The sequence below is a fragment of the Streptomyces sp. NPDC020780 genome (genome assembly GCF_044334475.1).
In the GTDB taxonomy this organism is placed as follows: Bacteria; Actinomycetota; Actinomycetes; order Streptomycetales; family Streptomycetaceae; genus Streptomyces.
The window spans coordinates 222,038-245,727 of sequence record NZ_JBIRTB010000007.1; the positions used below are offsets into that span (position 1 = coordinate 222,038).

General features: G+C 72.0%; 24 protein-coding genes and 1 pseudogene. 16 read left to right on the forward strand and 9 right to left on the reverse strand.

Annotation, left to right across the window (positions count from 1 at the left end):
- Positions 1–353 precede the first annotated feature (353 nt).
- Positions 354–1,082 (forward strand): SseB family protein, encoded by a 729-nt coding sequence (locus ACH4VO_RS15645; RefSeq protein ID WP_360986184.1) that lies wholly within the window; start codon positions 354–356, stop codon positions 1,080–1,082.
- Positions 1,083–1,323: 241 nt separating this feature from the next.
- Here the strand turns inward: ACH4VO_RS15645 and ACH4VO_RS15650 are convergent, their stop codons facing one another.
- Positions 1,324–1,689 (reverse strand): DUF1844 domain-containing protein, encoded by a 366-nt coding sequence (locus tag ACH4VO_RS15650; protein ID WP_360986181.1) that lies wholly within the window; start codon positions 1,687–1,689, stop codon positions 1,324–1,326.
- Positions 1,690–2,079: 390 nt separating this feature from the next.
- On the opposite strand from ACH4VO_RS15650, the gene infC reads away from it, so the two are divergent.
- From infC to ACH4VO_RS15675, 5 genes and pseudogenes are all read left to right on the forward strand, one after another.
- Positions 2,080–2,742 (forward strand): translation initiation factor IF-3, encoded by a 663-nt coding sequence (infC, locus tag ACH4VO_RS15655; RefSeq protein ID WP_360986721.1) that lies wholly within the window; start codon positions 2,080–2,082, stop codon positions 2,740–2,742.
- 120 nt (positions 2,743–2,862) lie between these two features.
- Positions 2,863–3,057, forward strand: a complete 195-nt coding sequence (gene rpmI, locus ACH4VO_RS15660; RefSeq protein ID WP_014044927.1) for a 50S ribosomal protein L35 — start codon at positions 2,863–2,865, stop codon at positions 3,055–3,057.
- A gap of 106 nt (positions 3,058–3,163) precedes the next feature.
- Positions 3,164–3,547, forward strand: coding sequence for a 50S ribosomal protein L20 (rplT, locus tag ACH4VO_RS15665; protein WP_003970214.1), 384 nt, complete (start codon positions 3,164–3,166; stop codon positions 3,545–3,547).
- A 159-nt stretch (positions 3,548–3,706) separates the two neighbouring features.
- Positions 3,707–4,546 carry an RNA methyltransferase gene (locus tag ACH4VO_RS15670; RefSeq protein WP_360986177.1) on the forward strand — a complete coding sequence of 280 codons (840 nt, stop codon included), beginning with the start codon at positions 3,707–3,709 and terminating at the stop codon, positions 4,544–4,546.
- 352 nt (positions 4,547–4,898) lie between these two features.
- Positions 4,899–5,052, forward strand: a pseudogene (locus ACH4VO_RS15675) (transposase); the annotation flags it as partial.
- 66 nt (positions 5,053–5,118) lie between these two features.
- On the opposite strand, the gene ACH4VO_RS15680 reads toward ACH4VO_RS15675, so the two are convergent.
- A complete protein-coding gene (locus ACH4VO_RS15680) occupies positions 5,119–6,084 on the reverse strand; it encodes an NAD(P)-dependent alcohol dehydrogenase (RefSeq protein WP_360986174.1) in 966 nt (321 codons plus the stop codon).
- Between the two features lie 101 nt (positions 6,085–6,185).
- Here ACH4VO_RS15680 and ACH4VO_RS15685 point away from each other — a divergent pair, with 101 nt between their 5' ends.
- The 6 genes from ACH4VO_RS15685 (at position 6,186) to ACH4VO_RS15710 (ending at position 14,271) form a co-directional block, all read left to right on the forward strand.
- Positions 6,186–6,866 carry a TetR/AcrR family transcriptional regulator gene (locus ACH4VO_RS15685; RefSeq protein WP_360986718.1) on the forward strand — a complete coding sequence of 227 codons (681 nt, stop codon included), beginning with the start codon at positions 6,186–6,188 and terminating at the stop codon, positions 6,864–6,866.
- A 121-nt stretch (positions 6,867–6,987) separates the two neighbouring features.
- Positions 6,988–8,142 carry an ATP-binding protein gene (locus ACH4VO_RS15690; RefSeq protein ID WP_360986171.1) on the forward strand — a complete coding sequence of 385 codons (1,155 nt, stop codon included), beginning with the start codon at positions 6,988–6,990 and terminating at the stop codon, positions 8,140–8,142.
- A gap of 167 nt (positions 8,143–8,309) precedes the next feature.
- Entirely contained in the window at positions 8,310–9,437 is a 1,128-nt protein-coding gene (gene pheS / locus ACH4VO_RS15695) for a phenylalanine--tRNA ligase subunit alpha (RefSeq protein WP_360986169.1), read from the forward strand.
- A complete protein-coding gene (gene pheT / locus ACH4VO_RS15700; RefSeq protein WP_360986166.1) occupies positions 9,437–11,950 on the forward strand; it encodes a phenylalanine--tRNA ligase subunit beta in 2,514 nt (837 codons plus the stop codon). The genes pheS and pheT overlap by 1 nt, the downstream gene beginning before the upstream one ends.
- Before the next feature lie 361 nt (positions 11,951–12,311).
- The gene (locus ACH4VO_RS15705; protein WP_360986163.1) at positions 12,312–13,652 is read left to right on the forward strand and encodes a transcriptional regulator; all 1,341 of its coding nucleotides are present in this window, start codon (positions 12,312–12,314) and stop codon (positions 13,650–13,652) included.
- Between the two features lie 88 nt (positions 13,653–13,740).
- A complete protein-coding gene (locus tag ACH4VO_RS15710; protein ID WP_360986160.1) occupies positions 13,741–14,271 on the forward strand; it encodes an NUDIX domain-containing protein in 531 nt (176 codons plus the stop codon).
- A gap of 59 nt (positions 14,272–14,330) precedes the next feature.
- On the opposite strand, the gene ACH4VO_RS15715 is transcribed toward ACH4VO_RS15710, so the two are convergent.
- Entirely contained in the window at positions 14,331–15,191 is an 861-nt protein-coding gene (locus ACH4VO_RS15715; RefSeq protein ID WP_360986157.1) for a 3-hydroxybutyryl-CoA dehydrogenase, read from the reverse strand.
- Between the two features lie 211 nt (positions 15,192–15,402).
- Here ACH4VO_RS15715 and ACH4VO_RS15720 point away from each other — a divergent pair, with 211 nt between their 5' ends.
- On the forward strand, positions 15,403–16,680 hold the full coding sequence (locus tag ACH4VO_RS15720; protein ID WP_360986154.1) for a family 10 glycosylhydrolase: 1,278 nt from the start codon (positions 15,403–15,405) through the stop codon (positions 16,678–16,680).
- Between the two features lie 46 nt (positions 16,681–16,726).
- Here ACH4VO_RS15720 and ACH4VO_RS15725 read toward each other — a convergent pair whose 3' ends face one another.
- On the reverse strand, positions 16,727–16,930 hold the full coding sequence (locus tag ACH4VO_RS15725; protein ID WP_360986151.1) for a DUF1918 domain-containing protein: 204 nt from the start codon (positions 16,928–16,930) through the stop codon (positions 16,727–16,729).
- Between the two features lie 44 nt (positions 16,931–16,974).
- Positions 16,975–17,943: a DMT family transporter gene (locus tag ACH4VO_RS15730; RefSeq protein ID WP_360986148.1), complete on the reverse strand. Its 969-nt coding sequence runs from the start codon at positions 17,941–17,943 to the stop codon at positions 16,975–16,977.
- On the opposite strand from ACH4VO_RS15730, the gene ACH4VO_RS15735 reads away from it, so the two are divergent.
- Both ACH4VO_RS15735 and ACH4VO_RS15740 read left to right on the forward strand, forming a co-directional pair.
- Positions 17,870–19,390: a PLP-dependent aminotransferase family protein gene (locus ACH4VO_RS15735; RefSeq protein ID WP_398440951.1), complete on the forward strand. Its 1,521-nt coding sequence runs from the start codon at positions 17,870–17,872 to the stop codon at positions 19,388–19,390. The two genes, ACH4VO_RS15730 and ACH4VO_RS15735, sit on opposite strands and share 74 nt — an antisense overlap.
- Positions 19,391–19,400: 10 nt before the next feature.
- Positions 19,401–19,838 carry a GNAT family N-acetyltransferase gene (locus tag ACH4VO_RS15740; protein ID WP_360986142.1) on the forward strand — a complete coding sequence of 146 codons (438 nt, stop codon included), beginning with the start codon at positions 19,401–19,403 and terminating at the stop codon, positions 19,836–19,838.
- A 126-nt stretch (positions 19,839–19,964) separates the two neighbouring features.
- On the opposite strand, the gene ACH4VO_RS15745 is transcribed toward ACH4VO_RS15740, so the two are convergent.
- Positions 19,965–20,735, reverse strand: coding sequence for a LysR family substrate-binding domain-containing protein (locus tag ACH4VO_RS15745; RefSeq protein WP_360986139.1), 771 nt, complete (start codon positions 20,733–20,735; stop codon positions 19,965–19,967).
- Between the two features lie 58 nt (positions 20,736–20,793).
- Here ACH4VO_RS15745 and ACH4VO_RS15750 point away from each other — a divergent pair, with 58 nt between their 5' ends.
- Positions 20,794–21,195 (forward strand): DUF5997 family protein, encoded by a 402-nt coding sequence (locus ACH4VO_RS15750; RefSeq protein WP_360986136.1) that lies wholly within the window; start codon positions 20,794–20,796, stop codon positions 21,193–21,195.
- Positions 21,196–21,436: 241 nt separating this feature from the next.
- On the opposite strand, the gene ACH4VO_RS15755 is transcribed toward ACH4VO_RS15750, so the two are convergent.
- The 3 genes from ACH4VO_RS15755 to ACH4VO_RS15765 form a co-directional block, all read right to left on the reverse strand.
- A complete protein-coding gene (locus tag ACH4VO_RS15755) occupies positions 21,437–22,495 on the reverse strand; it encodes a hypothetical protein (RefSeq protein WP_360986133.1) in 1,059 nt (352 codons plus the stop codon).
- Between the two features lie 292 nt (positions 22,496–22,787).
- Positions 22,788–22,970 (reverse strand): hypothetical protein, encoded by a 183-nt coding sequence (locus tag ACH4VO_RS15760; protein ID WP_360986130.1) that lies wholly within the window; start codon positions 22,968–22,970, stop codon positions 22,788–22,790.
- Positions 22,967–23,662, reverse strand: coding sequence for a TetR/AcrR family transcriptional regulator (locus ACH4VO_RS15765; RefSeq protein ID WP_360986127.1), 696 nt, complete (start codon positions 23,660–23,662; stop codon positions 22,967–22,969). The genes ACH4VO_RS15760 and ACH4VO_RS15765 overlap by 4 nt, the downstream gene beginning before the upstream one ends.
- Positions 23,663–23,690: the final 28 nt, after the last annotated feature.

Consider the following 23,690-nt stretch of genomic DNA (forward strand, 5'->3'; position numbering starts at 1 on the left):
GGACACCGGGCCAACCACCGGACCACCCCGGTCAGCGGACCACGGCACCGGGCCAGGAAGGCACCGGGCCAGGGGGCCAGGGGGGCATGGGGCCAGGGGGGCATGGGGCCAGGGAGCCGCCGGACCACCCACCGGGCTAAGGGTTCCCCGGCTCCCCGGCTCCCCGGCTCCCGGGCCGCCCGTCCCCGGTGCACCGAGCCTCCCCGGTCCCGGGACCGCCCACCCCCGGCCGTCCCTGGTCACCCGGCGACCTCGGAGCGGCCGGTCACGCGGCGGAGCCGGTCGCTGGGGGTGCCCGACCTCCCGCCCGACCTCCCGCCCGGTCGGGAGAAACGACCCACTACGCTCGTCGTGTGGCGCTCAAGAACATTCCGGACCCCGGTTTCTCCGACGACGACGGCACGGCCGCTCCCGAGCTGACGGCGGCCCTCGCCTCCTGGGCGGTGGACCGCACAGCCGTGGGCCCCGTCCTGGCGGCGCTCCGCGGGGCCCGGCTACTCGTCCCCGTCGTCGCCGTCCTCGGCGAGGTGGAGGAGGACGAGAACGGACTGCGCCGCGAGAAGACCAGCGACATGGCCGTACCGACCCTCCAGGCAGGAGACCGGCGCGCACTGCCCGCCTTCACCTCCACCGCCTCGCTGGCCCTCTGGGACCCCCAGGCCCGCCCCGTCGCCGTACCCCTGCACCAGGCGCTGCAGGCGGCAGCCCACGAGAAGGCGGACACCGTGGTGCTCGATCTGGCGGGTCCTGTGTCGTTCGAGCTGACCGGCCCGGCGCTGCTGGCCCTGGCGGAGAACCGCGCCAGCGCGGACCCGCTCGACGACCCGGCGGTCGTCGAGGCCGTGCGGGAGGTGGTCGCCGCCGAACCCGCGGTGGTCCGGGCCCACCTGGGCCCCGGTCGGGCCGACGCCACGGTCGCCCTGGTCCTCGCCCCGGACGCGGTGCCGGCCGACGCCGCCCGGCGGGTCGCCGAGGCACTGTCGTCCAGTGAGGTGCTGCGGGCCCGGCTGGTGCGGGGCATCGATCTGGCCCTGCTGCCGGCCGGCGCGGAGGCCCCGGGCGAGCCGCTGTTCAGCCGCTGACGCAGGAGGGCCCGCCGCCTGACGCCAGGCGGCGGGCCACTCGCCGAGGATCTGCCGACGGCCAGGGCATGTCGCGGACGTCCCGTCTGCCCCGGCGACGCCCGGCACGCAGACGCGCCGCGTTGCCGGAGCCGCCCCGTTCCCTGTGCGGTACCGGGTCGGCCCCCCGCCCCCCGGATCCGCGCACCGGACGCGGCCGGGAGTGCCCTTCGGGCGGACGGCGCTCCTTCGGAAACGCGTCCTAGCCGTACACGGGGCCCGTGTACTTCTCACCGGGGCCCTGACCCGGCTCGTCGGGCACGAGCGACGCCTCGCGGAAGGCCAGCTGGAGCGACTTCAGGCCGTCGCGCAGGGGAGAGGCGTGGAAGGTGCTGATCTCCGTGGCGCTCGCGTCGAGCAGCCCCGCCAGGGCCTGGACCAGCTTGCGGGCCTCGTCGAGGTCCTTGTGCTGCTCGCCCTCCTCGGTCAGTCCGAGCTTCACGGCTGCCGCGCTCATCAGGTTGACCGCGACGGTCACGATCACCTCGACCGCGGGAACCTCCGCGATGTCGCGGGCCATGTCGTCGAAGCCGGGGTTCTCGGTGCTGGGGGTGGGCGCGTCACTCATGCCCCACACGATAAGGCCAGGCCGCCCGCGTCCCTCCCGCGGGAGCCGGTGAGGGAGGGGGATTAGCGCCCGCGCGGGCAGGCTGCTAACCTTGTGTAACGACCGGCCGGACACCTATGTGCTCGGCCCACAAGTGGAGGCTCCGATCTCCCACCTGACCGTCCTCCGGGACGGCGGGTCACCGGTCAGGTGGCGACCATCGTTCCGTACGGACGATGGAGCCGCCCGATGCGCCCCGCGGTTGCACGCGACGGTGTTCCGGTATTTCCAGGAGCCCCGCCTGTGTCCCGTCCGGGGCATTTTTCGTCTCCCGGCTCGGTTGGTCCCTACACAAACAGACGTTACGCGGCTGTCCGCCAGGCGGTCGCGTGGTGCTACCGAGGAGGATCCATCAGCGCCGAGCCCCGCATCAACGACCGGATTCGCGTTCCCGAGGTGCGACTTGTCGGTCCCAGCGGCGAGCAGGTCGGGATTGTTCCGCTTGCCAAGGCCCTGGAGCTCGCACAGGAGTACGACCTCGACCTGGTCGAGGTGGCGGCGACAGCCCGTCCCCCCGTGTGCAAGCTCATGGACTACGGGAAGTTCAAGTACGAGTCGGCCATGAAGGCCCGTGAGGCGCGCAAGAACCAGGCGCACACGGTCATCAAGGAAATGAAGCTCCGGCCGAAGATCGACCCGCACGACTACGACACCAAGAAGGGTCACGTCGTCCGGTTCCTCAAGCAGGGGGACAAGGTCAAGATCACGATCATGTTCCGCGGTCGTGAGCAGTCCCGTCCCGAGCTGGGCTTCCGACTGCTCCAGCGTCTCGCTTCGGACGTCGAGGAGCTGGGCTTCATCGAGTCCAGCCCGAAGCAGGACGGCCGGAACATGATCATGGTTCTGGGCCCGCACAAGAAGAAGACCGAAGCCATGGCCGAGGCCCGCGAGGCCCAGGCCGCCCGCAAGGCGGAGCGTCAGGGTTCCACCCACGACGCCGAGTCCCACGGGGACGCTGCCCAGGCTCCCGCCGAGGCCGCCGAGGCTCCGGCCGAAACACCTTCCGAGGCGTGATCTCCGGGGGCTGCCATCCAGGCGCCCCCGGGTCCCTCGGGAACCACCCAAAGATCTGACGCCCCTGCAGTCCGGTGCCCGCACCGCGAGGGGCGCCACCGACGAGGAGATAACGGCGCGATGCCGAAGAACAAGACGCACAGCGGTGCCAGCAAGCGCTTCAAGATCACTGGATCCGGCAAGGTGCTTCGCGAGAAGGCCGGCAAGCGCCACCTGCTCGAGCACAAGTCGTCCAAGAAGACCCGCTCGCTGACCGGTACGACCGTCGTGGCTCCGGCCGACGCCAAGAAGATCAAGAAGCTTCTCGGCAAGTGAGGACGCGGCCTCCGGTGACCCCGGAGGCGCGCCCTCGACCAGGCCGGGCCCCATTCGTTTCCGGGTCGTGTGAGTCCGACCACGACCCCGCTGTAAGGAGTTAAAAGTGGCACGCGTCAAGCGGGCAGTAAACGCCCACAAGAAGCGCCGGGCGATCCTCGAGGCCGCCAGCGGTTACCGCGGTCAGCGCTCGCGCCTGTACCGCAAGGCCAAGGAGCAGGTCACCCACTCCCTGGTCTACAACTACAACGACCGCAAGAAGCGCAAGGGCGACTTCCGTCAGCTCTGGATCCAGCGCATCAACGCGGCCGCCCGCCAGAACGGCATGACGTACAACCGCCTCATCCAGGGTCTGAAGGCCGCCAACATCGAGGTGGACCGTAAGATCCTGGCCGAGCTCGCGGTCAACGACGCCAACGCGTTCGCCGCGCTCGTCGAGGTCGCCCAGAAGGCCCTCCCGAGTGACGTCAACGCCCCGAAGGCCGCCTGATCCAGGCAGGACTTCCAGCGTTCCGAGCCGGACCCGCAGGCGCGCGCCGTCTGCGGGTCCGGTGCGTTGCACGACGTCGCCGCGTACGTGCGTAGTCAGCCGTACGCGGATCAACGTACGCAGAGAATCAGAGTTACGCAGAGAGGCTCGCCGCCGACCATGGCCACCCCCGAACTGATCTCCGCGCGATCGCCGCGTGTCGCCGCCGCGCGCAGGCTGGCCCGGCGCAACTTCCGCGGCAAGGAGCGCAGGTTCATCGCCGAGGGGCCGCAGGCCGTGCGGGAGGCCGCCGGCCACCGGGGCAGCGACGGGCAGCCCACCCTCACCGAGCTCTTCGCCACCGTCGAGGCGGCCGAGCGGTACACCGCCATTGTCGACGCGGCCCGTGCCGCGGGGGCCCGCGTGCACCTCGCCGACGCCGACGTGCTGGCCGAGGTCTCGCAGACGGTCACCCCGCAGGGCCTGATCGGTGTCTGCCGTTTCCTGGACTCGCCCTTCGAGGACATCCTCGCCGCGAAGCCCACCCTGGTCGCCGTCCTCGCCCACGTACGAGACCCCGGGAACGCCGGCACGGTGCTGCGCTGCGCGGACGCCGCCGGCGCGGACGCCGTCGTGCTCACCGACGCCTCCGTCGACCTCTACAACCCCAAGTCGGTACGCGCCTCCGTGGGTTCGCTCTTCCACCTCCCGGTGGCCGTCGGCGTACCCGTCGAGCAGGCCGTACGAGGACTGCGCACCGCCGGCGTGCGCATCCTCGCGGCCGACGGCGCGGGCGACGACGACCTCGACGACGAGCTCGACGCGGGCACCATGGGAGGACCCACCGCCTGGGTCTTCGGCAACGAGGCCTGGGGACTGCCGGAGGAGACCCGGGCGCTGGCCGACGCCGTGGTCCGGGTCCCGATCCACGGCAAGGCGGAAAGCCTCAACCTCGCCACCGCCGCCGCCGTGTGCCTGTACGCCTCCGCACGGGCCCAGCGCCCGCGTCACACCGCCTGAGAGCCGGTCGGCCGACCTCTGACCGGCGGTCGCAGGCCGGCCGACCGGCTCCGAGCCGCCCCCGTGACGGAACCCCTCCGGCCGGTACCGGCCACACGGGCCGGGGCGCGCCCGCAGGGTGTCGCTCGCCGGGCGACGCCTAAGGGCTGTCCCGCAATTCCCGGTGGATCAGCGTGCGGCGTCAGATGCGGTGCATCGCAAGGCGGAGGGACGTCCGCATACTGGATGTATGTGGACGTTCCGACAACGCTGCGAGGTGCCGTAGCTGTCGTCGCGCGCCCGCCGGAGATTGCGGGACAGCCCTTAGGCCGTGTATCGAAAGTGGATCTTGGGCTGTGAATGATCACCGTTCATGGGTCGGGGAGATCTTACGAACGAGCAGTGGGCGGTGCTGGAGCCGTTGTTGCCGAAGGGCGCCAGGACGGGGCGGCCACCCGTCTGGCCTCGGCGGCAGCTGAGGCATACGGTTTGGTGTCCGGACCGGAGTTCCATGGCGGGACGTCCCGCTACAGGGCGACCGTCCTCATCGCTGCCATCAACGAATGGCTGTGACCAGCACCTTCACAGACGTCCTACGCGACCCTGACCACGTACTTGCCCTGGACGCCGCCCGCCTCCAGCGCCCGGTGTGCCGCCGCTGTCTCCTCCAGGGGGAAGACCGTGTCCACCGCCGGGCTCAGCTTCCCCTCGACCACATGCCGGGCCAGGTCGTCGAAGTCCGCCCGCGTGGGGTTGCCGCTGAAGAAACGCGCCCGGCCGTGTCCGTGGACCGTGCTGGCCGCGAGGTAGCCGAGCGACGCCGCAGGCCGTTTCAGGTCGAAGGCGATGGTGACCATGCGCCCGCCCGGATTCAGTAGGCGCCGGAAGGCCCGCAGGTCGGTCCCCACGGTGTCCAGGACCACGTCGAAGCGGCCCAGTTCCGCCGGCCGCACGGTCCGGTGGTCGACGGCCCTGTGCGCGCCGAGCCCACGGACGAAGTCGAGGTTGGCTGCACGAGCCAGGGCCGTGACCTCTGCGCCGTACGCCCGTCCGAGCTGGACGGCGGCGTTGCCGACACCGCCCGCCGCGCCCCGGACGAGGAGCCGTTCGCCGGGGCGCAGCCCAGCTTTGTCCCGCAGCGCGGTGATGGCCGTGGTGGCCACCGGCAGCGCGGCGGCGTCCACCAGGTCAAGGCCGTCGGGGAGCCGGCCGACCCGCTCGACGGGCACGGTCACGTACTCGGCGGCGCTGCCGGACCCGGATGTGCGGCCCAAGACCCCCCATACGCGGTCGCCGGCCGCGAACCGGGTGACTCCGGCCCCCAGCGCGGTGACCTCGCCGGTGAAGTCCAAGCCGACGCGCTTGGGGAATTTCCGGCCGCTCAGGAGGCGGAGACGGCCGGCACGCGCTGCCAGTTCGCCGCCGTTGACGCTGAACGCACGCACCTTCACAAGGACCTCGCCGGGGGTCGGCTCGGGGCGTGGTACGCGGCCCGTGTAGAGCACATCGGGGCCGCCATAGCGGTCGTAGAGCACTGCCTTCATCATACGGTCGTTCATCGTTCTGCCTTTGTCGCCGGGGGCCGTAAAGGGATCTGGCACCGACCGTAAGCTCTTAAGTGGACGCAATCGTCCGCTTGGACCGGAAGCGAGAGACAGTGATGGCGGAATCCTCTCGGATCACAGCCCGGGACGGGGTGCGGGCGGACGCCCGGCGCAACCGGGAGCGCGTCCTCGTCGCCGCCCGTGCGGTCTTTGCGGAGCACGGGATCGACGCCCCGATGGCGACCGTGGCCCGACGGGCCGGGGTCGGCGTGGCGACGCTGTACCGGCACTTTCCGACCCGGGAAGCCTTGGTGAGAGGCGCGTTCGCGCAGCAGATGGAGACCTGCGCGCGGGCGCTCACCGAGGCTCTGGCCGCCCCTGACCCGTGGCAAGGCTTCCAGCAACTGGTCGAGACGGTCTTCGCTCTGCAACGGGAGGAACGCGGGTTCCCGGCCGCGTTCGTCGCGGCCTTCCCGGAAAGCACGTCGGAACACGCGCAGTCCCGGCAACGAGCCGAGCGGGACGTCACGACCCTGGTACGCAGGGCCCAGGCGTCGGGCGCGCTGCGGGCCGATTTTCACCCTTCCGACCTCGCCGTGGTCCTGTTGGCACACTGCGGTCTGGTGACCGCCCTACCCGATGATGGTGCAGCGTCCCGGCGCCTGGTGGCCTATCTGCTCCAGTCGTTCCGCACCGACCCGGCCAACAAAGCGCTACCCCCGCCGGCTGCGCTGACACTGCGCAGCCTCCCGATTGCAACTGACAGTCCCCAGGGGCAGCGGCCCTCCAGGGCCTGACCTGAAACGGTACCTGCCGCAGGGCACGTCCAGTCCGACAACTCCACTTTCGCAACAGGCCCTAGTAGGGTGACGAACTCGGGGGCCCACTGCGCCGGTTCGAGAGGTGGGGTACGGGAACATGGCTGTCAGCACGAGCACGCCGGGTCACACACACACGGCGGCCGTGCGTGCCATCACCGACGGGGACGGCGAGGAACAGGACGCCGGCGACACGGCGACGGGCATCGGCCCGGACGACCTGCCCGACGGGCTCGTCGTCGCGGACGAGAACGGCCGGGTCGTCTGCTTCAACGCCGCCGCCGCCAGGATCACCGCCACGCCCCGCGCCGCGGCCCTCGGCCGCTCCCTGGAACAGGCACTGCCCCTGGAGGACCTCAAGGGCAGGCGCTGGTGGGCCGTGACCGACCCGTACGGCGGACTCGCCACCCGCGTCGGCCAGCCCGAGCGCAATCTGCTGCTCCCCGGCGGCCGCGAGGTCCTCGTCTCCGCACGGTACGTACGCGACACCCCGACCGGGCCGGTCCGCCGGCTCGTCGTCTCCCTGCGGGGCACCGAGGCCCGCCGCCGTACCGAACGCAGCCATGCCGAGCTGATCGCCACCGTCGCCCACGAGCTGCGCTCCCCGCTGACCTCCGTCAAGGGGTTCACCGCGACGCTGCTGGCCAAGTGGGAGAGGTTCACCGACGACCAGAAGCGGCTCATGCTGGAGACCGTCGACGCCGACGCCAACCGGGTCAACCGGCTGATCGCCGAACTGCTCGACATCTCCCGCATCGACTCCGGGCGGCTGGAGCTGCGGCGCCAGCCCGTGGACGTCTCCGCCGCGGTCGAGCGCCACATCCAGGCACTGACCGCCGTCGGCCAGGCCCCCGACCGCTTCCTCGTCCGCACCCGGCAGCCCCTGCCCGAGCTCTGGGCCGACCCGGACAAGGTCGACCAGGTCCTGGGCAACCTGCTGGAAAACGCGGTGCGCCACGGCGAGGGAACCGTCACGATCGAGATCGCCCCCGCGCCCGCACCGGGCACGAGCGACGAGAGTGGAACGGCGGTCACCGTGAGCGACGAAGGTCCCGGCATCCCGGAGGAGTCGATGGGCCGCGTCTTCACCCGCTTCTGGCGGGGGAGCAAGCGTGGCGGGACCGGCCTGGGTCTGTACATCGTCAAGGGCATCGTCGAGGCGCACGGTGGCACGATCACCGTGGACAGGGGGCCCGGCGGCGGCGCCGAATTCCGGTTCGTCCTGCCCGTGAGCCTGCCTGCCTACATGAAATAAGGGGTTTCGCGCAGCGAATCGGACGGGGCGGCGGCGGGCGACGGGAGGGCCTGAGCCGCCCACGGGCTTCTTCGCCTCCCGGCGGCCGTAGACTCGACTTTTGGCACCTTTGCGTCCTCAGTCGTCGAACCAGGGTCGCCACCAGCCAACCGGAAGCACGGGAAGAGATGTCGGCACCGAACAAGTCGTACGACCCAGTCGAGGTCGAGGCACTGAAACCGGAAGAGATCGAGCGCATGCGGGACGAGGCGTTCGCCGCCTTCGCCGCCGCCGGCGACCTCGACGCGCTCGCCCAGGCGAAGACCGCGCACACCGGTGGTACCTCGCCCCTGTCGCTCGCCAACCGGGAGATCGGCGCCCTGCCGCCGCAGGCCAAGGCCGAGGCGGGCAAGCGCGTGGGCCAGGCCCGCGGCGCCGTCTCCAAGGCACTGGCGGCCCGCCAGGCCGAGCTGGAGGCCGAGCGTGACGCCCGGGTGCTGGTCGAGGAGGCGGTGGACGTCACCCTGCCCTACGACCGCACCCCGGCCGGGGCGCGCCACCCCCTGACGACCATCATGGAGCGCGTCGCCGACGTCTTCGTCGCCATGGGCTACGAGATCGCGGAAGGCCCCGAGGCCGAGGCGGAGTGGTTCAACTTCGACGCCCTGAACTTCGTGCCCGACCACCCGGCGCGGCAGATGCAGGACACCTTCTTCGTCCAGGGTGCCGACGGCGCCAAGGGCGACGAGTCCGGTGTCGTGCTGCGCACGCACACCTCGCCGGTCCAGGCCCGCTCGCTGCTCGGCCGCAAGCCCCCCGTCTACGTGGTCTGCCCCGGCCGGGTCTACCGCACCGACGAGCTGGACGCGACGCACACCCCGGTCTTCCACCAGATCGAGCTGCTCGCCGTCGACGAGGGCCTTACCATGGCGGACCTGAAGGGCACCCTCGACCACATGGTCCAGGCGCTCTTCGGCCCGGACATGAAGACCCGGCTGCGGCCGAACTTCTTCCCCTTCACCGAGCCGTCCGCCGAGATGGACATGGTCTGCTATGTCTGCCGCGGCGCGTCCGTCGGCAACCCCGACCGGCCCTGCCGCACCTGCGGCAGCGAGGGCTGGATCGAGCTCGGTGGCTGCGGCATGGTCAACCCCAAGGTGCTCGTCGCCTGCGGTGTGGACCCCGAGAAGTACAGCGGATTCGCCTTCGGGTTCGGCATCGAGCGGATGCTGATGTTCCGCCACAACGTCGAGGACATGCGAGACATGGTCGAGGGTGACGTCCGGTTCACCCGGCCGTTCGGGATGGAGATCTGATGCGCGTCCCGCTTTCCTGGCTGCGGGAATACGTCGACCTGCCGGCGACGGAGACCGGCCGTGACGTACAGGCCAAGCTCGTCTCCGTCGGCCTGGAGGTCGAGACCGTCGAGCAGACCGGCGCCGGCCTCAAGGGCCCGCTGGTCGTCGGACAGGTGCTGACCATCGAGGAGCTGGAGGGCTTCAAGAAGCCCATCCGCTTCTGCACCGTCGACGTCGGCACGGCCAACGGCACCGGCGCGCCGCAGGAGATCGTCTGCGGCGCCCGCAACTTCTCCGTGGGCGACAAGGTCGTCGTGGTCCTCCCGGGCGCCGTGCTGCCCGGCGACTTCGCGATCGCCGCGCGCAAGACGTACGGCAAGACCTCGCACGGCATGATCTGCTCCACCGACGAACTCGGCATGGGCGACGACGGTACGCACGGCATCATCGTGCTGCCGCCCGAGTACGAGCCCGGCACCGACGCGATCGAGCTCCTCGAGCTCGTCGACGAGGTCCTCGACATCGCCGTCACGCCGGACCGCGGCTACTGCCTCTCGATGCGCGGCGTCGCCCGCGAGGCCGCCATCGCCTACGGGCTGCCGCTGCGCGACCCGGCACTCCTGGACGTACCCGCGCCGAACGCGTTCGGCTACCCGGTGCAGGTGTCCGACCCGATCGGATGCAGCCGGTTCACGGCGCGTACCGTCACCGGACTGCACCCCGAGGCCCGCTCCCCGATCTGGATGCAGCGCCGCCTGCAGAAGGCCGGGATGCGCCCGATCTCGCTCGCGGTGGACATCACCAACTACGTGATGCTGGAGCTCGGCCAGCCGCTGCACGCCTACGACCGCGCCCGGGTCGAGGGGCCGATCGGCGTACGCCGTGCCCAGCAGGGCGAGAAGCTCACCACGCTCGACGGTGTCGTACGCGTCCTGGACGCCGCGGACCTCGTCATCACCGACGACCGCGGGCCGATCGGTCTCGCGGGCGTCATGGGCGGGGCCAACACGGAGATCGCCGACGTGCAGGCCGAGGAGTCCGGCACCACCGACGTCGTCGTCGAGGCGGCGCACTTCGACGCGATCTCGATCGCCCGGACCGCACGCCGTCACAAGCTGTCCTCCGAGGCGTCCAAGCGCTTCGAGCGCGGCGTCGACCCGCAGGCCGCCGCCGCTGCCGCGCAGCGCACCGTCGACCTGCTGGTGCTCCTCGCGGGCGGCACCGCGGAGGCCGGCGTCACCGAGATCAGCGCCCCCTCCGCACCGCGCACCATCGCGATGCCCGCGGCCCACCCCGACCGGGTGGCCGGCGTCGAGTACGGCCGCGAGACCGTCGTACGCCGCCTCCAGGAGGTCGGCTGCGACGTCTACGGGCAGGACGAGCTGATCGTCACCGTGCCGTCCTGGCGCCCCGACCTGGCCGAGCCGAACGACCTGGCCGAAGAGGTCATCAGGCTGGAGGGGTACGAGAACCTCCCGTCCACCCTGCCGACGCCGCCCTCCGGCCGCGGGCTCACCGACCGGCAGCGGCTGCACCGCCGCATCGGCCGCGCCCTCGCCGGAGCCGGTTACGTCGAGGCGCTCAGCTACCCCTTCATCGGGGAGGCCGTCCTCGACCAGCTCGGCCTGGAGGCGGGCGACGCCCGCCGCCGTACGGTCACCCTCGTCAACCCGCTCTCCGACGAGGAGCCCTCACTGCGCACCACGCTGCTGCCGGGCCTGCTCGGCACGCTGCGGCGCAACGACGGCCGGGGCAGCCACGACCTCGCGCTCTTCGAGACCGGGCTGGTCTTCCGGCCGACCGGCCACGAGACGAAGGCCGTACGGCTGCCCGTCGACCGGCGTCCCACCGACGAGGAGATCGCCGGTCTGGACGCGGCACTGCCGCGCCAGCCGCGCCGGGCCGCAGTCGTTCTCGCGGGCGCCCGCGAGCAGGCCGGCTGGTGGGGCAAGGGCCGCCCCGCCGACTGGGCCGACTCCGTCGAGGCGGCGCGCACGATCGCCCGTGAGGCGGGCGTCGAGCTGACCGTCCGCGCCGACCGGCACGCCCCCTGGCACCCGGGCCGCTGCGCGGCGCTCTACGTCACGGTCGACGGCGAGGAGACCCTCTTCGGGCACGCGGGAGAACTACACCCGCGCGTCATCAAGGAGCTCCACCTGCCCGACCGGACCTGCGCCATGGAGGTCGAGCTCGACGTCCTGGAGCAGGCCGTCGACGGAGCCCTCCAGGCGCCGCGGATCTCCACCTTCCCGGTGGCGACCCAGGACGTCGCCCTCGTCGTGGGCTCGGAGGTACCCGCCGAAGCGGTGGAGAAGGCGCTGCGCGAAGGCGCCGGAGACCTGCTCGAATCGCTGCGGCTGTTCGACGTCTTCACCGGTGACCAGATCGGCGAGGACAAGAAGTCCCTGGCGTACGCGCTGCGGTTCCGCGCGGCCGACCGCACGCTGACCGTCGAGGAGGCCACCGCCGCCCGCGACGCCGCGGTCGCGCTGGCCGCCGAGCGCACCGGCGCCGCACTGCGCGGCGCGTAGCCCGACGGCGGGAGCCGATGAGGAGGGGCGTATCCGGTCACCGGATACGCCCCTTCCGTCTCGCCGGACGACCCCGGGGACCGCACGCGCGCCCTCCTGTCCTCGGCAGTGGGTCGTGCGATCCGGCGCCGTCCGTCCTGCCACGGAGTGTCGGGCAGGTCGGCAGGACGGACGGCGCGGGAGCGGGTCGTCGGCTGTACGAGGGGGAGCCGACGACCCGGCCGCCTCTTGCGAGGCACTTATTCAAGCCACCGGCGCCCCGCCGCGGCAGAGCGCACAGCGGTACGGATCGGGCATTGCGTTCACACCCCGTGTGAATCGTGCTCCACTAGGCTCATCGCGACACGCACATGGGGGGGCGATGGAGCCCAACGTCCTGCTCGAATCCCTGATCGACGAGGCGGGTGTGTCCCGTGCGGGGCTCGCCGGCCACGTCAACCAGGCAGGCCGTGCCCGCGGTCTGCGCCTGCGGTACGAACACACCGCGGTCTCCCGCTGGCTCAAGGGCCAGCGCCCGCGCGGACAGGTGCCGGACCTGATCTGCGAGGTCCTCGGCGGCAGACTGCGCAGGGCCGTCACGCTCGACGACATCGGCATGGGGACCTCCGGGACACGCACGACCGCGCACGGCTCCACGCTCTCCGGTTTCGTCGAGCACGCCACCGCGATGTGGCGCTCCGACGAACAGCGGCGCCCGCACCTGACCACCGCCGCCGCGGTCATGGGCACGCCCGCGGTGATGCCCGTGTGGGAGTGGGAGAACCCTCCCGAGGACGCCGACGTGTCGCGCCCCGGCCCGTCCCGGGTGAGTCCGGCGGACATCGTGATGCTCCGTGCGGCCCGGTCCCACTACGAACAGATGTACCGGAAGGCGGGGGGCATGGCGGCCAGATCCCGCATCGTCGGCTTCCTCAACGCGGAGACGGCGCCGCTGCTGCGCGGCGGGTACAGCGACGCGACGGGCCGCCGGCTGCACCGCGCGGCCGGCGGCCTGGTGGCCGTCGCCGGAATCTGCGCCTACGACTCCGACGCGCACGGACTCGCCCAGCGCTACTTCCACCAGGCGTTGCGCCTCGCCAAGGCCTGCGGCGACCGCGGTTTCGGCGCCTACGTCATCGCCCTGCTGGTCAACCAGTCGCTGTTCCTGGCCGACTACCGCAGGTCCGTGGCCTTCGCCGAGGCGGCGCTGCGGGCGGCGGGCCCGCACCTCACCCCCGCCCTGGCCGCCGACCTGTACGCCATGCAGGCCAAGGCCTACGCACAGCTCGGCGATCACCGCGGCGCCATGGAGCGCATCCGCCGGGCCGAGACCGAGGCCGGGCGGATCCGCCCAGGCCGTGAACCGGACGAGACCGGGTACGTCCAGCCGGGCCTCGTCGACGTGCAGGTCGCCGAGGCCCTGCTCGGCCTGGGGGACCTCGCCGGGGCCCGGGAGCACGCCGCGGCGGCCGTACGCTCCCCGGCGCACGACCGGGGCAGGGTGCACCGGCTGGCCATCCTCAGCCGTCTGGAACTGCTGCAAGGGGAAGCGGACAGGGCGGCCCGCACGGCCTCCGAAATGGCCGAACGCGCCCGCGGTATGGAGTCCCGGCGGCTCCGGGACCGGCTGCGTTCGGTGCGCGAACTCCTGGCCGCGAGCGGCTGCGCCGACGCGGAAGCGGCGGCGGGCGTCATCGACGGGGCGCTGCGCGTGCCTCTGTGAGCCTTCTCCGCACCGCCTCCGCGGCGTTCCCCCGCGGGGCGGCCCCTGCTCCGATATTGCCATCGACCAGTCGGAAGGTGGCAGAACTGTGCAGTGGGCGAACGTGAACGAACAGGCTGTGTACGAGAATCGCTGGTTCCGGGTCAATCTGGCGGATGTCGTCCTCCCCGACGGCCGTCATCTCGACCACTTCGTCATCCGGCTCCGTCCGGTGGCGGCGGCCACGGTCGTCAACGAGGCCGACGAGGTGCTGCTGCTGTGGCGGCACCGGTTCATCACGGACAGCTGGGGATGGGAACTGGCGGCGGGCGTGGTCGAGGACGGTGAGGACATCGCCGCCGCGGCCGCCCGGGAGATGGAGGAGGAGACCGGCTGGCGCCCCGGCGTGCTGAGTCCCCTGATGACCGCCGAGCCGGCCAACGGCCTCACCGACGCCCGCCACCACCTCTTCTGGGCACGGGAGGCGACATACACCGGCCCTCCGGTGGATGACTTCGAGTCCTCGCGCCGCGCTTGGGTACCGCTCAAGCTGGTGCCCGACATGATCGCGCGGGGGAAGATACCTGCGGCCGCCATGGCCGCGGGCCTGCTGATGCTCCATCACCTGCGCTTGGGCTGAGCGACGTACGGACGACGGGGGCCGGCCGGGAGCTCCCCGGCCGGCCCCCGTCACGGGATTCAGGCGTACGGGTAGAACCCCGACCCCGTCTTCCGCCCGAGCCGGCCCGCGTCCACCATCCGCTGGAGGAGCGGGGGAGCGGCGTACAAGGGCTCCTTGTACTCCGCGTACATCGAGTCGGCGACCGAGGCCACGGTGTCCAGGCCGATCAGGTCGGCGAGCTTCAGCGGGCCCATCGGGTGGGCGCAGCCCATCTCCATACCATTGTCGATGTCCTCGCGGCTCGCGATGCCCGACTCGAACATCCGGATCGCGGAGAGCAGGTACGGGATCAGCAGGGCGTTGACCACGAAGCCGGAGCGGTCCTGGGCCCGGATCGCGTGCTTGCCGAGCACGTCCTCCACCACGGCCTCGGCGCGCTTGATCGTCGTGTCCGACGTGGTCAGCGCGGGGATCAGCTCGACGAGCTTCTGCACCGGCGCCGGGTTGAAGAAGTGGATACCGATGACCTGGTCGGGCCGGGAGGTCGCCACCGCCAGCTTCACCAGCGGGATGGAGGAGGTGTTCGAGGCGAGGATGGCGTCCGGCCGGGTCACCACCTGGTCGAGCACCTGGAAGATCTCGGTCTTCACCTGCTCGTTCTCCACGACGGCCTCGATGACGAGGTCGCGGTCGGCGAACTCGCCGAGGTCGGTCGTGAAGCTGAGGCGGGCGAGCGTCTCGTCGCGCTCCTCCTCGGTGATCTTGCCGCGTTCGGCGGCCTTCGAGAGGGAGTTGTGCAGGCGGGTACGCCCTATCTCCAGCGCCTCGCCGGTGGTCTCGGCCACCATGACCTCGAGGCCGCTGCGGGCGCACACCTCCGCGATGCCTGCGCCCATTTGGCCACAGCCCACCACTCCGACGCGTGCAATGTCGGCCATAGAGTCCGTCACCTCGTGCCTTTCGCTGATCTCCGTGCGGCAGTATCCGTCTGATTCCGGGGCCCGCCTCGACCCCACGACGTTACTCCGCGATCCGGCCCCCGTGATCCGCGGGTCGCGGGGCGGTGGTGGGCATGATCTGCGTCACGCGGAACGGCTGGAACGGTCGGAACGGCCGGATGCGGACACAGAGAGACGAAAGGCGCGATCGATGCGGCGTTGTGGCCGAAGGTCTTTTGTGATGAGCGCGGCGGGGCTGCTGGCCGCGATGGTGACGGCGGGCGACGCCGTCGCCGTCCCCCGGCCGGGCGCCGCCCTGCCCCTCCCGGGTCCGGGAGCGGTGCCGGGGCGGCGGGCGGCGCGGGCCGAGCTACGGGGCGTATGGATCTCCACCGTGGCCAACGTGGACTGGCCCTCGCGGACCGGCCTGACGGCCGCTGCCCAGCAGGCGGAACTGACCGCCCACCTGGACCGTGCGGTCGACCTGCGGCTGAACGCCGTCGTCCTCCAGGTCCGGCCGACCGCGGACGCGCTCTGGCCCTCGCCGTACGAACCCTGGTCGCAGTACCTCACGGGCGTCCAGGGCAAGGACCCGGGCTGGGACCCGCTGGGCACGGCGGTGCGCGAGGCGCACGCCCGCGGGCTGGAGCTGCACGCCTGGTTCAACCCGTACCGGGTGGCGAACCACACCGATCCCTCGCGGCTGGTCGCCTCGCACCCCGCCCGGCTGCACCCGGAGTGGGCGGTGCCCTACGGCGGGAAGCTCTACTACAACCCGGGGCTCCCCGAGGTCAGGGCGTTCGTCCAGGACGCGATGCTCGACGCGGTGAGCCGCTACCCGGTGGACGCGGTCCACTGGGACGACTACTTCTACCCCTACCCGGTCGCCGGCCAGGACTTCGACGACGACGACACTTACGCACTCCACGGTGCCGGCTTCGCGGACAAGGCGTCCTGGCGCCGCGACAACATCGACCGCCTGGTGCGTGAGACGGCCGAACGGATCAAGAACACCAGGAGCGGTGTCCGCTTCGGCATCAGCCCCTCCGGCGTATGGCGCAACAAGGCGACCGACGCGCTGGGCTCCGACACCAGCGCGGGGGTGCAGACCTACGACGACGTGTACGCCGACACCCGCAGGTGGGTCAAGGAGGGGTGGATCGACTACATCTGTCCCCAGCTCTACTGGCACATCGGCCTCGCGTCGGCGGATTACGCCAAGCTCGTGCCGTGGTGGGCCGAGACCGTCCGCGGCACCGGTGTCGACCTGTACATCGGTGAGGCGCTCTACAAGGCCGGCGACCCCGCCCAGCCGGCCGCCTGGCAGGACCCGGGCGAACTCTCCCGCCATCTCGGCCTGGACGCGGACCACCCGGAGGTGGGCGGCCATGTCTTCTTCTCGGCGAAGCAGGCGAAGAGCGACCCCATCGGCGCCATGGCCCGCGTGGTGGCCGACCATTACCAGGCGCGGGTCCGCACCACGCGGTGAGCGGACGGGTGCGCCGCGGACCCCGGGCCCATGGCGCACCCGCGTGCTACGTGTCCCGCTTCTCGGGGGTGGGGTGCTGGACGACGCTGTCGGGGCCGGGGAACCTGATCGACTCGTGCCCGTCCTCGTAGCGCAGACGGTACGGCGGGGTGCCCCCGTCGCCCAGCACTTCGATGATTTCTGCGACCTGGTCGTGCTGACCCACGGTCCTGCCGTGCATCAGCAACCTGTCGCCCGTGTGTGCCTCCATCGGGAGTGACCTCCTCACGGGTGGCGGTCCGTATATCGACAAGTCTATGGCCGCGGGGCGTCGCCGCCTCCCGGGCGGCCCGCCCCGCGGCTCCCCGCCCGCTGGGTGGCGGCGATGCAGAGCAGGACGGCCACGGCCGCCACCGGGGCTGCCGCGGACACCTCCTCACCGAGCGCGAGGAAGGACCAGACCAAGGTGAGCAGCGGCTGTGCCAGCTGCAGCTGGCTGGCGCGCGGGACGCCGATCTCCGCCATGCCCCGGTACCAGACGAACAGGCCCAGGAAGGTCGATCCGGCAGCCACCCAGACCAGTCCGGCGACTCCGCGCGGGGTGATGTGCACCGGTTCGAAGGGCAGGGCCACCGCGGCCCCGGCCACCGCGAGTGGCAGGCAGAGGACGAGGGCCCAGCCGATCACCTGCCAGCCCGGCATCACCCGGGCCAGCCTGCCGCCCTCGGTGTAGCCGGCCGCGCAGACCAGCAGCGCACCGAACAGGTACAGGTCGCCGCCGGTGAGCGCCCCGCCGCTCTGCTGGACCGTGAACGCGATGACCACGGCGGCCCCGGCCAGGGCCGCCACCCAGAACGCGCGCGGCGGGCGGGAGCCGGTGCGCAGGGCCGCCAGGAGCGCGGTCGTCAGCGGCAGCAGGCCCACCACCACGGCGGCGTGCGAACTGGTCGAGGTCCGCAGCGCCAGCGTGGTCAGCAGCGGGAACCCCACCACCACACCGCCCGCCACCACGGCGAGGCCGCCCCAGTGGCGGCGGGCGGGCAGCGGCACCCGGCCCGCCAGCAGGGCGCAGCCCGCGATCAGGGCGGCGAGCAGGCTGCGCAGGGCGACCAGGGACCAGGGGCCGAAGCTCTCCAGGCCCCACACGGTGGACGGGAAGGTCAAGGAGAAGGCGACGACGCCGAGCCCGGCGAGCAGTACGCCGCCACCGGTGCGCCCCGGTGTCTGCGAGTCGTCCTCGACCGCTATCGCCGTGTGTGCAGTAGCGCTATCCTGTGCTGTCATGCATGAGCGTAGCAGCGCCTCCGAACTGGTTGCTTCCCTCAAGAGTGAGCTGAACCGCTACTCACCCGGTGGAAAGCTGCCGTCCAGCCGCGCCCTCGTCCAGCGCTTCGGCGTCAGCCCCGTGACCGTCTCCCGGGCCATCGCGCAGCTCGCCGCCGAAGGGCTGGTCGTCACCCGGCCCGGCGCCGGGGCCTTCCGGGCCGAGGCGCGCACCACCCTCCCCGACCCCGGGGACACCTCCTGGCAGGAGGTGTCCCTCAGCAGCGACGCCGGCCCCGAGGCCGTGCCGCGCACCGTCGACGCCTCGGGGGTCCTCGTCACGCTGGCCGCACCCCCGTCGGGCGTCATCGAGTTCAACGGCGGCTATCTCCACCCCGGCCTCCAGCCCGAGCGGGCCCTGGCCTCCGCCCTCGCCCGGGCGGGCCGCCGGCCGGGCGCGTGGGGCAGGCCGCCCACCTGCGGTCTGGCCGAGCTGCGGGCCTGGTTCGCCCGGGAGATCGGCGGCTCCCTCACCGGCTCCGACGTCCTGGTCACGGCGGGCGGGCAGAGCGCCCTGGCCACGGCACTGCGCGCGCTCGCGCCGCCCGGCGCCCCCGTCCTCGTCGAATCACCCACCTACCCGGGCATGCTGGCCGCCGCCCGCGCCACCGGCCTGCGACCCGTACCCGTACCGATGGACGCGGACGGGGTCCGCCCCGACCTGCTGGAAGCCGCCTTCCGCGCCACCGGGGCCAAGGTCTTCGTCTGTCAGCCGCTCTTCCAGAACCCGACAGGTGTGATCCTCGCCGACGAGCGGCGCGCACGCGTCGTGCGGGCCGCCCGGCAGGCAGGCGCCTTCGTCGTCGAGGACGACTTCGCCCGCCACCTCGTCCACGACGACGCCGGACCCCTGCCCGAGCCGCTGGCCGCACACGACCCGGACGGCGTCGTGATCCATGTGCGCTCCCTCACCAAGATCACCTCACCCAGTCTCCGTGTCGGCGCGCTGGCCGCCCGCGGGCCCGTCCGCGAACGACTGCGCGCCATCCAGGTCGTGGACAGCTTCTTCGTGCCGCGGCCGCTCCAGGAGGCCGCACTCGAACTCGTCGGCTCCCCGGCCTGGGAGCGCCATCTGCGGGCCGTGGCCGCCGAACTCGGCACGCGGCGCACTGCGATGACCGCCGCCGTACGCACCCGGCTGCCCGAACTCACCCTGGCGCACGTGCCGTCCGGCGGCGGCAGCGTCTGGCTCCGGCTCCCCGGGCCGGGGGCCGAGGAGCCGGCCCTGGTCTCCGCCGCTCTGCGGGCCGGCGTCGCCGTCGCACCCGGCAGCCCGTACCACTGTGCCGAACCCCCCGCAGGACACGTGCGGTTGAGCTTCGCGGCCGTCTCGGGGCCCGCCGAGATCGCCGAGGGCGTACGCAGGCTGCGGGCCGCCTGGGACGAGCTGCCGGCGGCCGGACGGTAGCCTCCCGCCCATGACCGACACCCGCACTCCGGAACAGCGTCACGAGATCTCCCTCGACCCGGCCCGCCTGGACGCGGCCCGTATCCACCACTGGCTCTCCACGGACTCCTACTGGGCGTCCGGCCGCACCCGCGAGCACCAGGACCGGGCGATCGCCGGTTCCCTCAACTTCGGCGCGTACGACCTCACGACGGGCGAACAGACCGCCTACGCCCGGGTGGTGACCGATCACGCGACCTTCGCCTGGCTCTGCGACGTGTACGTCGACCGCGCCGCCCGTGGCCACGGCCTGGGCACCCGGCTCGTCATCGCCGTACGCGACCACCTGGAGGCCCTGGGCGTGCGCAGGCTCCTGCTCGCGACCAAGGACGCCCACGGGGTCTACGCGGGCATAGGGTTCGCCCCGCTCGCCGAACCGGACCTGTGGATGGCCCTCGAGGCCCGCTGAGGCCGGGGCAGTCGTACACGCCGCCCGGCCGCCCTCTCGACCGGGGCGGCATCCGGCTCCACGGTCGCGCCCCGGCTCCCGGAGGCGTACCCGGCTGCCCGCGTCCGGCCCCGTGCGCCCCGTCCGCTACGGCCGGCGGCGGGGCTTGCCGCGCTGCGCGGCGCCCTTGGGGTTCTTCGCACCGGCCGAGCCGCCCCGGGTGGCCTTGCCCGCCGCCGGTTTGCGCGGGGCCCCGCTCTTCCTGTCGGCGGCCTTGGCCTTGCCCTTGGGCTGCGGGGGCGTCGGCGGACGGCCCCGGGTGCTGTTGACGGTGCGGCCGCGGACGATCCCGATGAACTCCTCCACCAGATCGGTCGTCCGCTCCTCCGGCCACGACAGCGCGATCCTCGACTCGGGGACGCCGGTCAGGGGCCGGTAGGTGAGGTCCTTGCGGTGGTGCAGCCGGGCCAGCGACTGCGGTACGACGAGCAGTCCCACCCCCGCCGCGACCAGCTCGACGGCGTCCGCCGTCGTGGCGGGCCGTTCGAAGGCGGGCAGGCCGGGCGGGTGCTCCCAGTCGAGGGTGTCGTCGAGGGGGTGCAGCACGACCTCCTCGGCGAGGTCCTCGGCCGACATCTCCTCGACGGCCGTCGCGACGTGGTCCTTGGGGATCACGACCACGGTCGTCTCGGTGTAGAGCGGGATGGCGCTGAGATCCGTCCGGTCGACGGGCAGCCGCACGAAACCGGCGTCGGCGGCGCCGTCGCGCAGCAGGCCGGCCGCCTCCGCGGCGGGCACGCCGACGAGGGTCAGAGGGGTTCCGGGCAGTCGCTCGTGCCAGATCCGCACCCACTTGGTCGGGGTCACGCCCGGGACGTAGGCGAGCCGGAACGAAGGGGGTACTTCCGAGCCTGTCACCCCGCCAGGTTACCGGCCGTGGTCGGAGGCGTCGTACTTGGTCGATACCCTGGACTTCATGACGTCGCACCAGACCACCCAGACGATGAAGCCCGCCACCGCGGCGAAGAAGCTGGGTGTGTACCTCGAAGCCACCCCCGCCGAGTTCCAGGAAGGCGTCGTCTCGCGCGCCGAGCTGAACGCGCTGCAGTCCGACCCGCCCGAGTGGCTGCAGGAACTGCGCCGCAACGGCCCCCACCCCCGGCCCGTCGTCGCCTCGAAGCTGGGCGTCTCCATTGCCGGGCTCGCACGCGGCGGGGTCACGGAGCCGCTCACGACCGAGCAGATCGACGAACTGAAGAAGGAAAGCCCGGAGTGGCTCCAGAAGGAGCGCGCCACCCAGGCCGAGGTCCGCAAGGAGGCCGTGCGGATCAAGGAGCGCGACGCGGCCCGTGCCCAGGAGTCCGAGGACCGCTCCTGACCGGCTCCCCAGGGGGCGGTGAGCGATTCCGGGCGTCCCGTACGGGCACGTGCGGGACGGCCCTTCTCCCGGAGGTGTACGCCCTGAGCGGGACGCACCGGGCGGTGGCCGCGGCTGACCGAACAGGAGCCTACGACCTCTGCCGAGAGGCTCCCTCTCGGCAGGGGCCAGGTCTCCCGTGCGACCCCTCACTGTGAGCGCGGCGCCCGTCCGCTCCGGCTCGTCGGCACCAGCGAGGGCGCTAACTTTTCTCCACGCCCGCATCCGGCGTCTTCCCCTGCTGACCCTGTTCGGCGCGCCGGACGCACATCCGGGTGAGAGCGAAGACCTCGTCGGCGTGAGCGGCGGGGTCGGCGGTGTCGGTCACCGCCAATTGGCACGTGATGGTCCCGATCCGGGCCGCAGCGACCATCCCCGCCACGTGGCCTGAGGGGGTGCGGTCGATGAAGGCCATGCGGTCGTCACCGATCTTCGGCATGGTCAGGGACTCACTGTGCTGATCGATCTCCCATCCCGCGAGGATGTCGTAGCGGTTGAACTTCTTCGAGGCCGAGGCCGTGCTCTCGAAGAAGTCCATCGCCAAGGTGACGCCGAAGCCGGGCCCTATGAGCTCTGTTCCGGCGTAGAGCGGCGGGTCGCCCGGCTGAAGAGGCTCGCCTTCCACGGAGATGTCGGGTTCGCCGGCCGTCGACCAGCCGGCAGGCAGGGCGGACCGGTCGGGCATGACCGCCTGGGCGACATCCCTGCTCGTGACCGGCTGCGGTTCGGGCCCCTTCCCTGCGTCCTGGCCGGTGGTCGGATGGGTGGGGCGCGTGGCCGGTGAGTCGTCGGTGGTGATCACCTGGACTGTGCCGTACGTACCCAGGACGAGTAACACGGCCAGCACGATGACGGCGAAGACAAGAGCGAGGTACGCGCCAGGTGACTTCGAGATCGTCAGCGGACCGATGTTGATGGTCCCCTTCACGGTGCTGCCGCTGACGCTGACCGTCTGCACGGTCATATCCCTGCCCGCGTGGAGCGTGCGCTGCGTCGCAGCGGCTTCCAGCCGCGCCGCATAGACCGGATCGTCGGCGAGAGCCCTCGTCAGGACCGTCCGCACCTGGTCCTCCGCTTCGGGCGATCCCTGCTCCTGATCGAGCTGCGCCAGAGCCGCGCGTCCTTCTCGAGATCCGCCGAGCCGGTCCCTGACCAGCCGGGACACCTCCTCACCGGCTGCCGCTCCCGCACCGGTGCCTGCGCCGGTTGCCAGACCGCTGATCATCTGCATGACCATCGATGCCAGGTCAGCCGCTTCCATGCGTCCCCTCCGCCCCTATGCCAGCCGTGGTCGGTACGGGTCATACCCTCCCTCTGCGGCTTGACCACCACCGAGCACTGTTTCCCGTCACGTGGCAGCTCACGGGGACGATGTGCGGCGGATGCAGGATGCCGGACGCCCGGCAAGCCCCGCCCGTCGCGGTAGTCGGCCGAACAGGTCCTTCAAGGGCCCGGGCGGTGTGGGCGCTCGACCGGCGGCCGGAACCGATGCCCAGTCGCCCGAGGGCGCACGCAGACGGGTGCTGTGTGGGCGGAGCCACGGCTGGGCGGGTTCACCGGCCGCGTGTTCGGCCGGTGGGTCCTCGGATGCTGTCGATGACAGAAATGCAGTTGGCGCTGCCGTGTCCGTCCTTCATCGCCTGCCGGTAGGGGGCCGGCACGGCCGACGGGAGCGCGAGGCCGAGGACGACTGCCGTACTGGTCTCGACGATGTGGCGGGACATCGCACCCGTCATGGTGACCGTACCGAGGCCGCCGGAGTGTTGGCCGGTGTCGAGCGCGGCGCCGGGCCGTCGTCGGTGTGGAGTCCGCAGCAGAGCAGGTTGAATGCCTGGGCCGCCGCTGCCACGACGCTGTCGCGGGTGTCCGCGGGTGGTTCGCCGGACAGGATGCGTCGTCGCAGTTCGCGCAGGGCGGCCCGGTGGGTGCCGGCGATGGCGCCTGCGAGGAGCGCGGGCATCGGGTGGTCGGCCTGGCTCGGACCGGTGGCGGTGTTCGGCGGGTGGTCGGCCAGGGCGGTCCCCAGTGCCGCCTCGGCGCGTTCACTGATCTCGCGTTCGCGTGCGCGCAGTGCGGAACTGTCGTGGATGACCTCCCAGAACCGGGGCGCATCGGAGTGGAGCCCCAGTGCCGGGTCGTCGTGCCGCAGGGCGTGCAGCAGGTCGTCGCGGATGGCCTCCACCGGACAGGTGCCGGGAGCGCGGTCGCTCACCAGGGTGGCGAGATGGCCCTCCACTTCTGCCTGGCGATCGAAGAAGAGGTCTTCCTTGGTGGAGAAGTAGTTGAAGACGGTGTTGGTGGAGACGCCTGCGTGCCGCGCCACCTCGGCGACCGTGACCTGGTCGAAGCCGCGCTCCAGGAAGAGGGGCAGAGCGGCGTCGGCGATCGCCGTGCGGGTCTGATGCTTCTTGATCTCACGAAGGCCCATGCTCGGATGATAGTGTCACCATAAATTT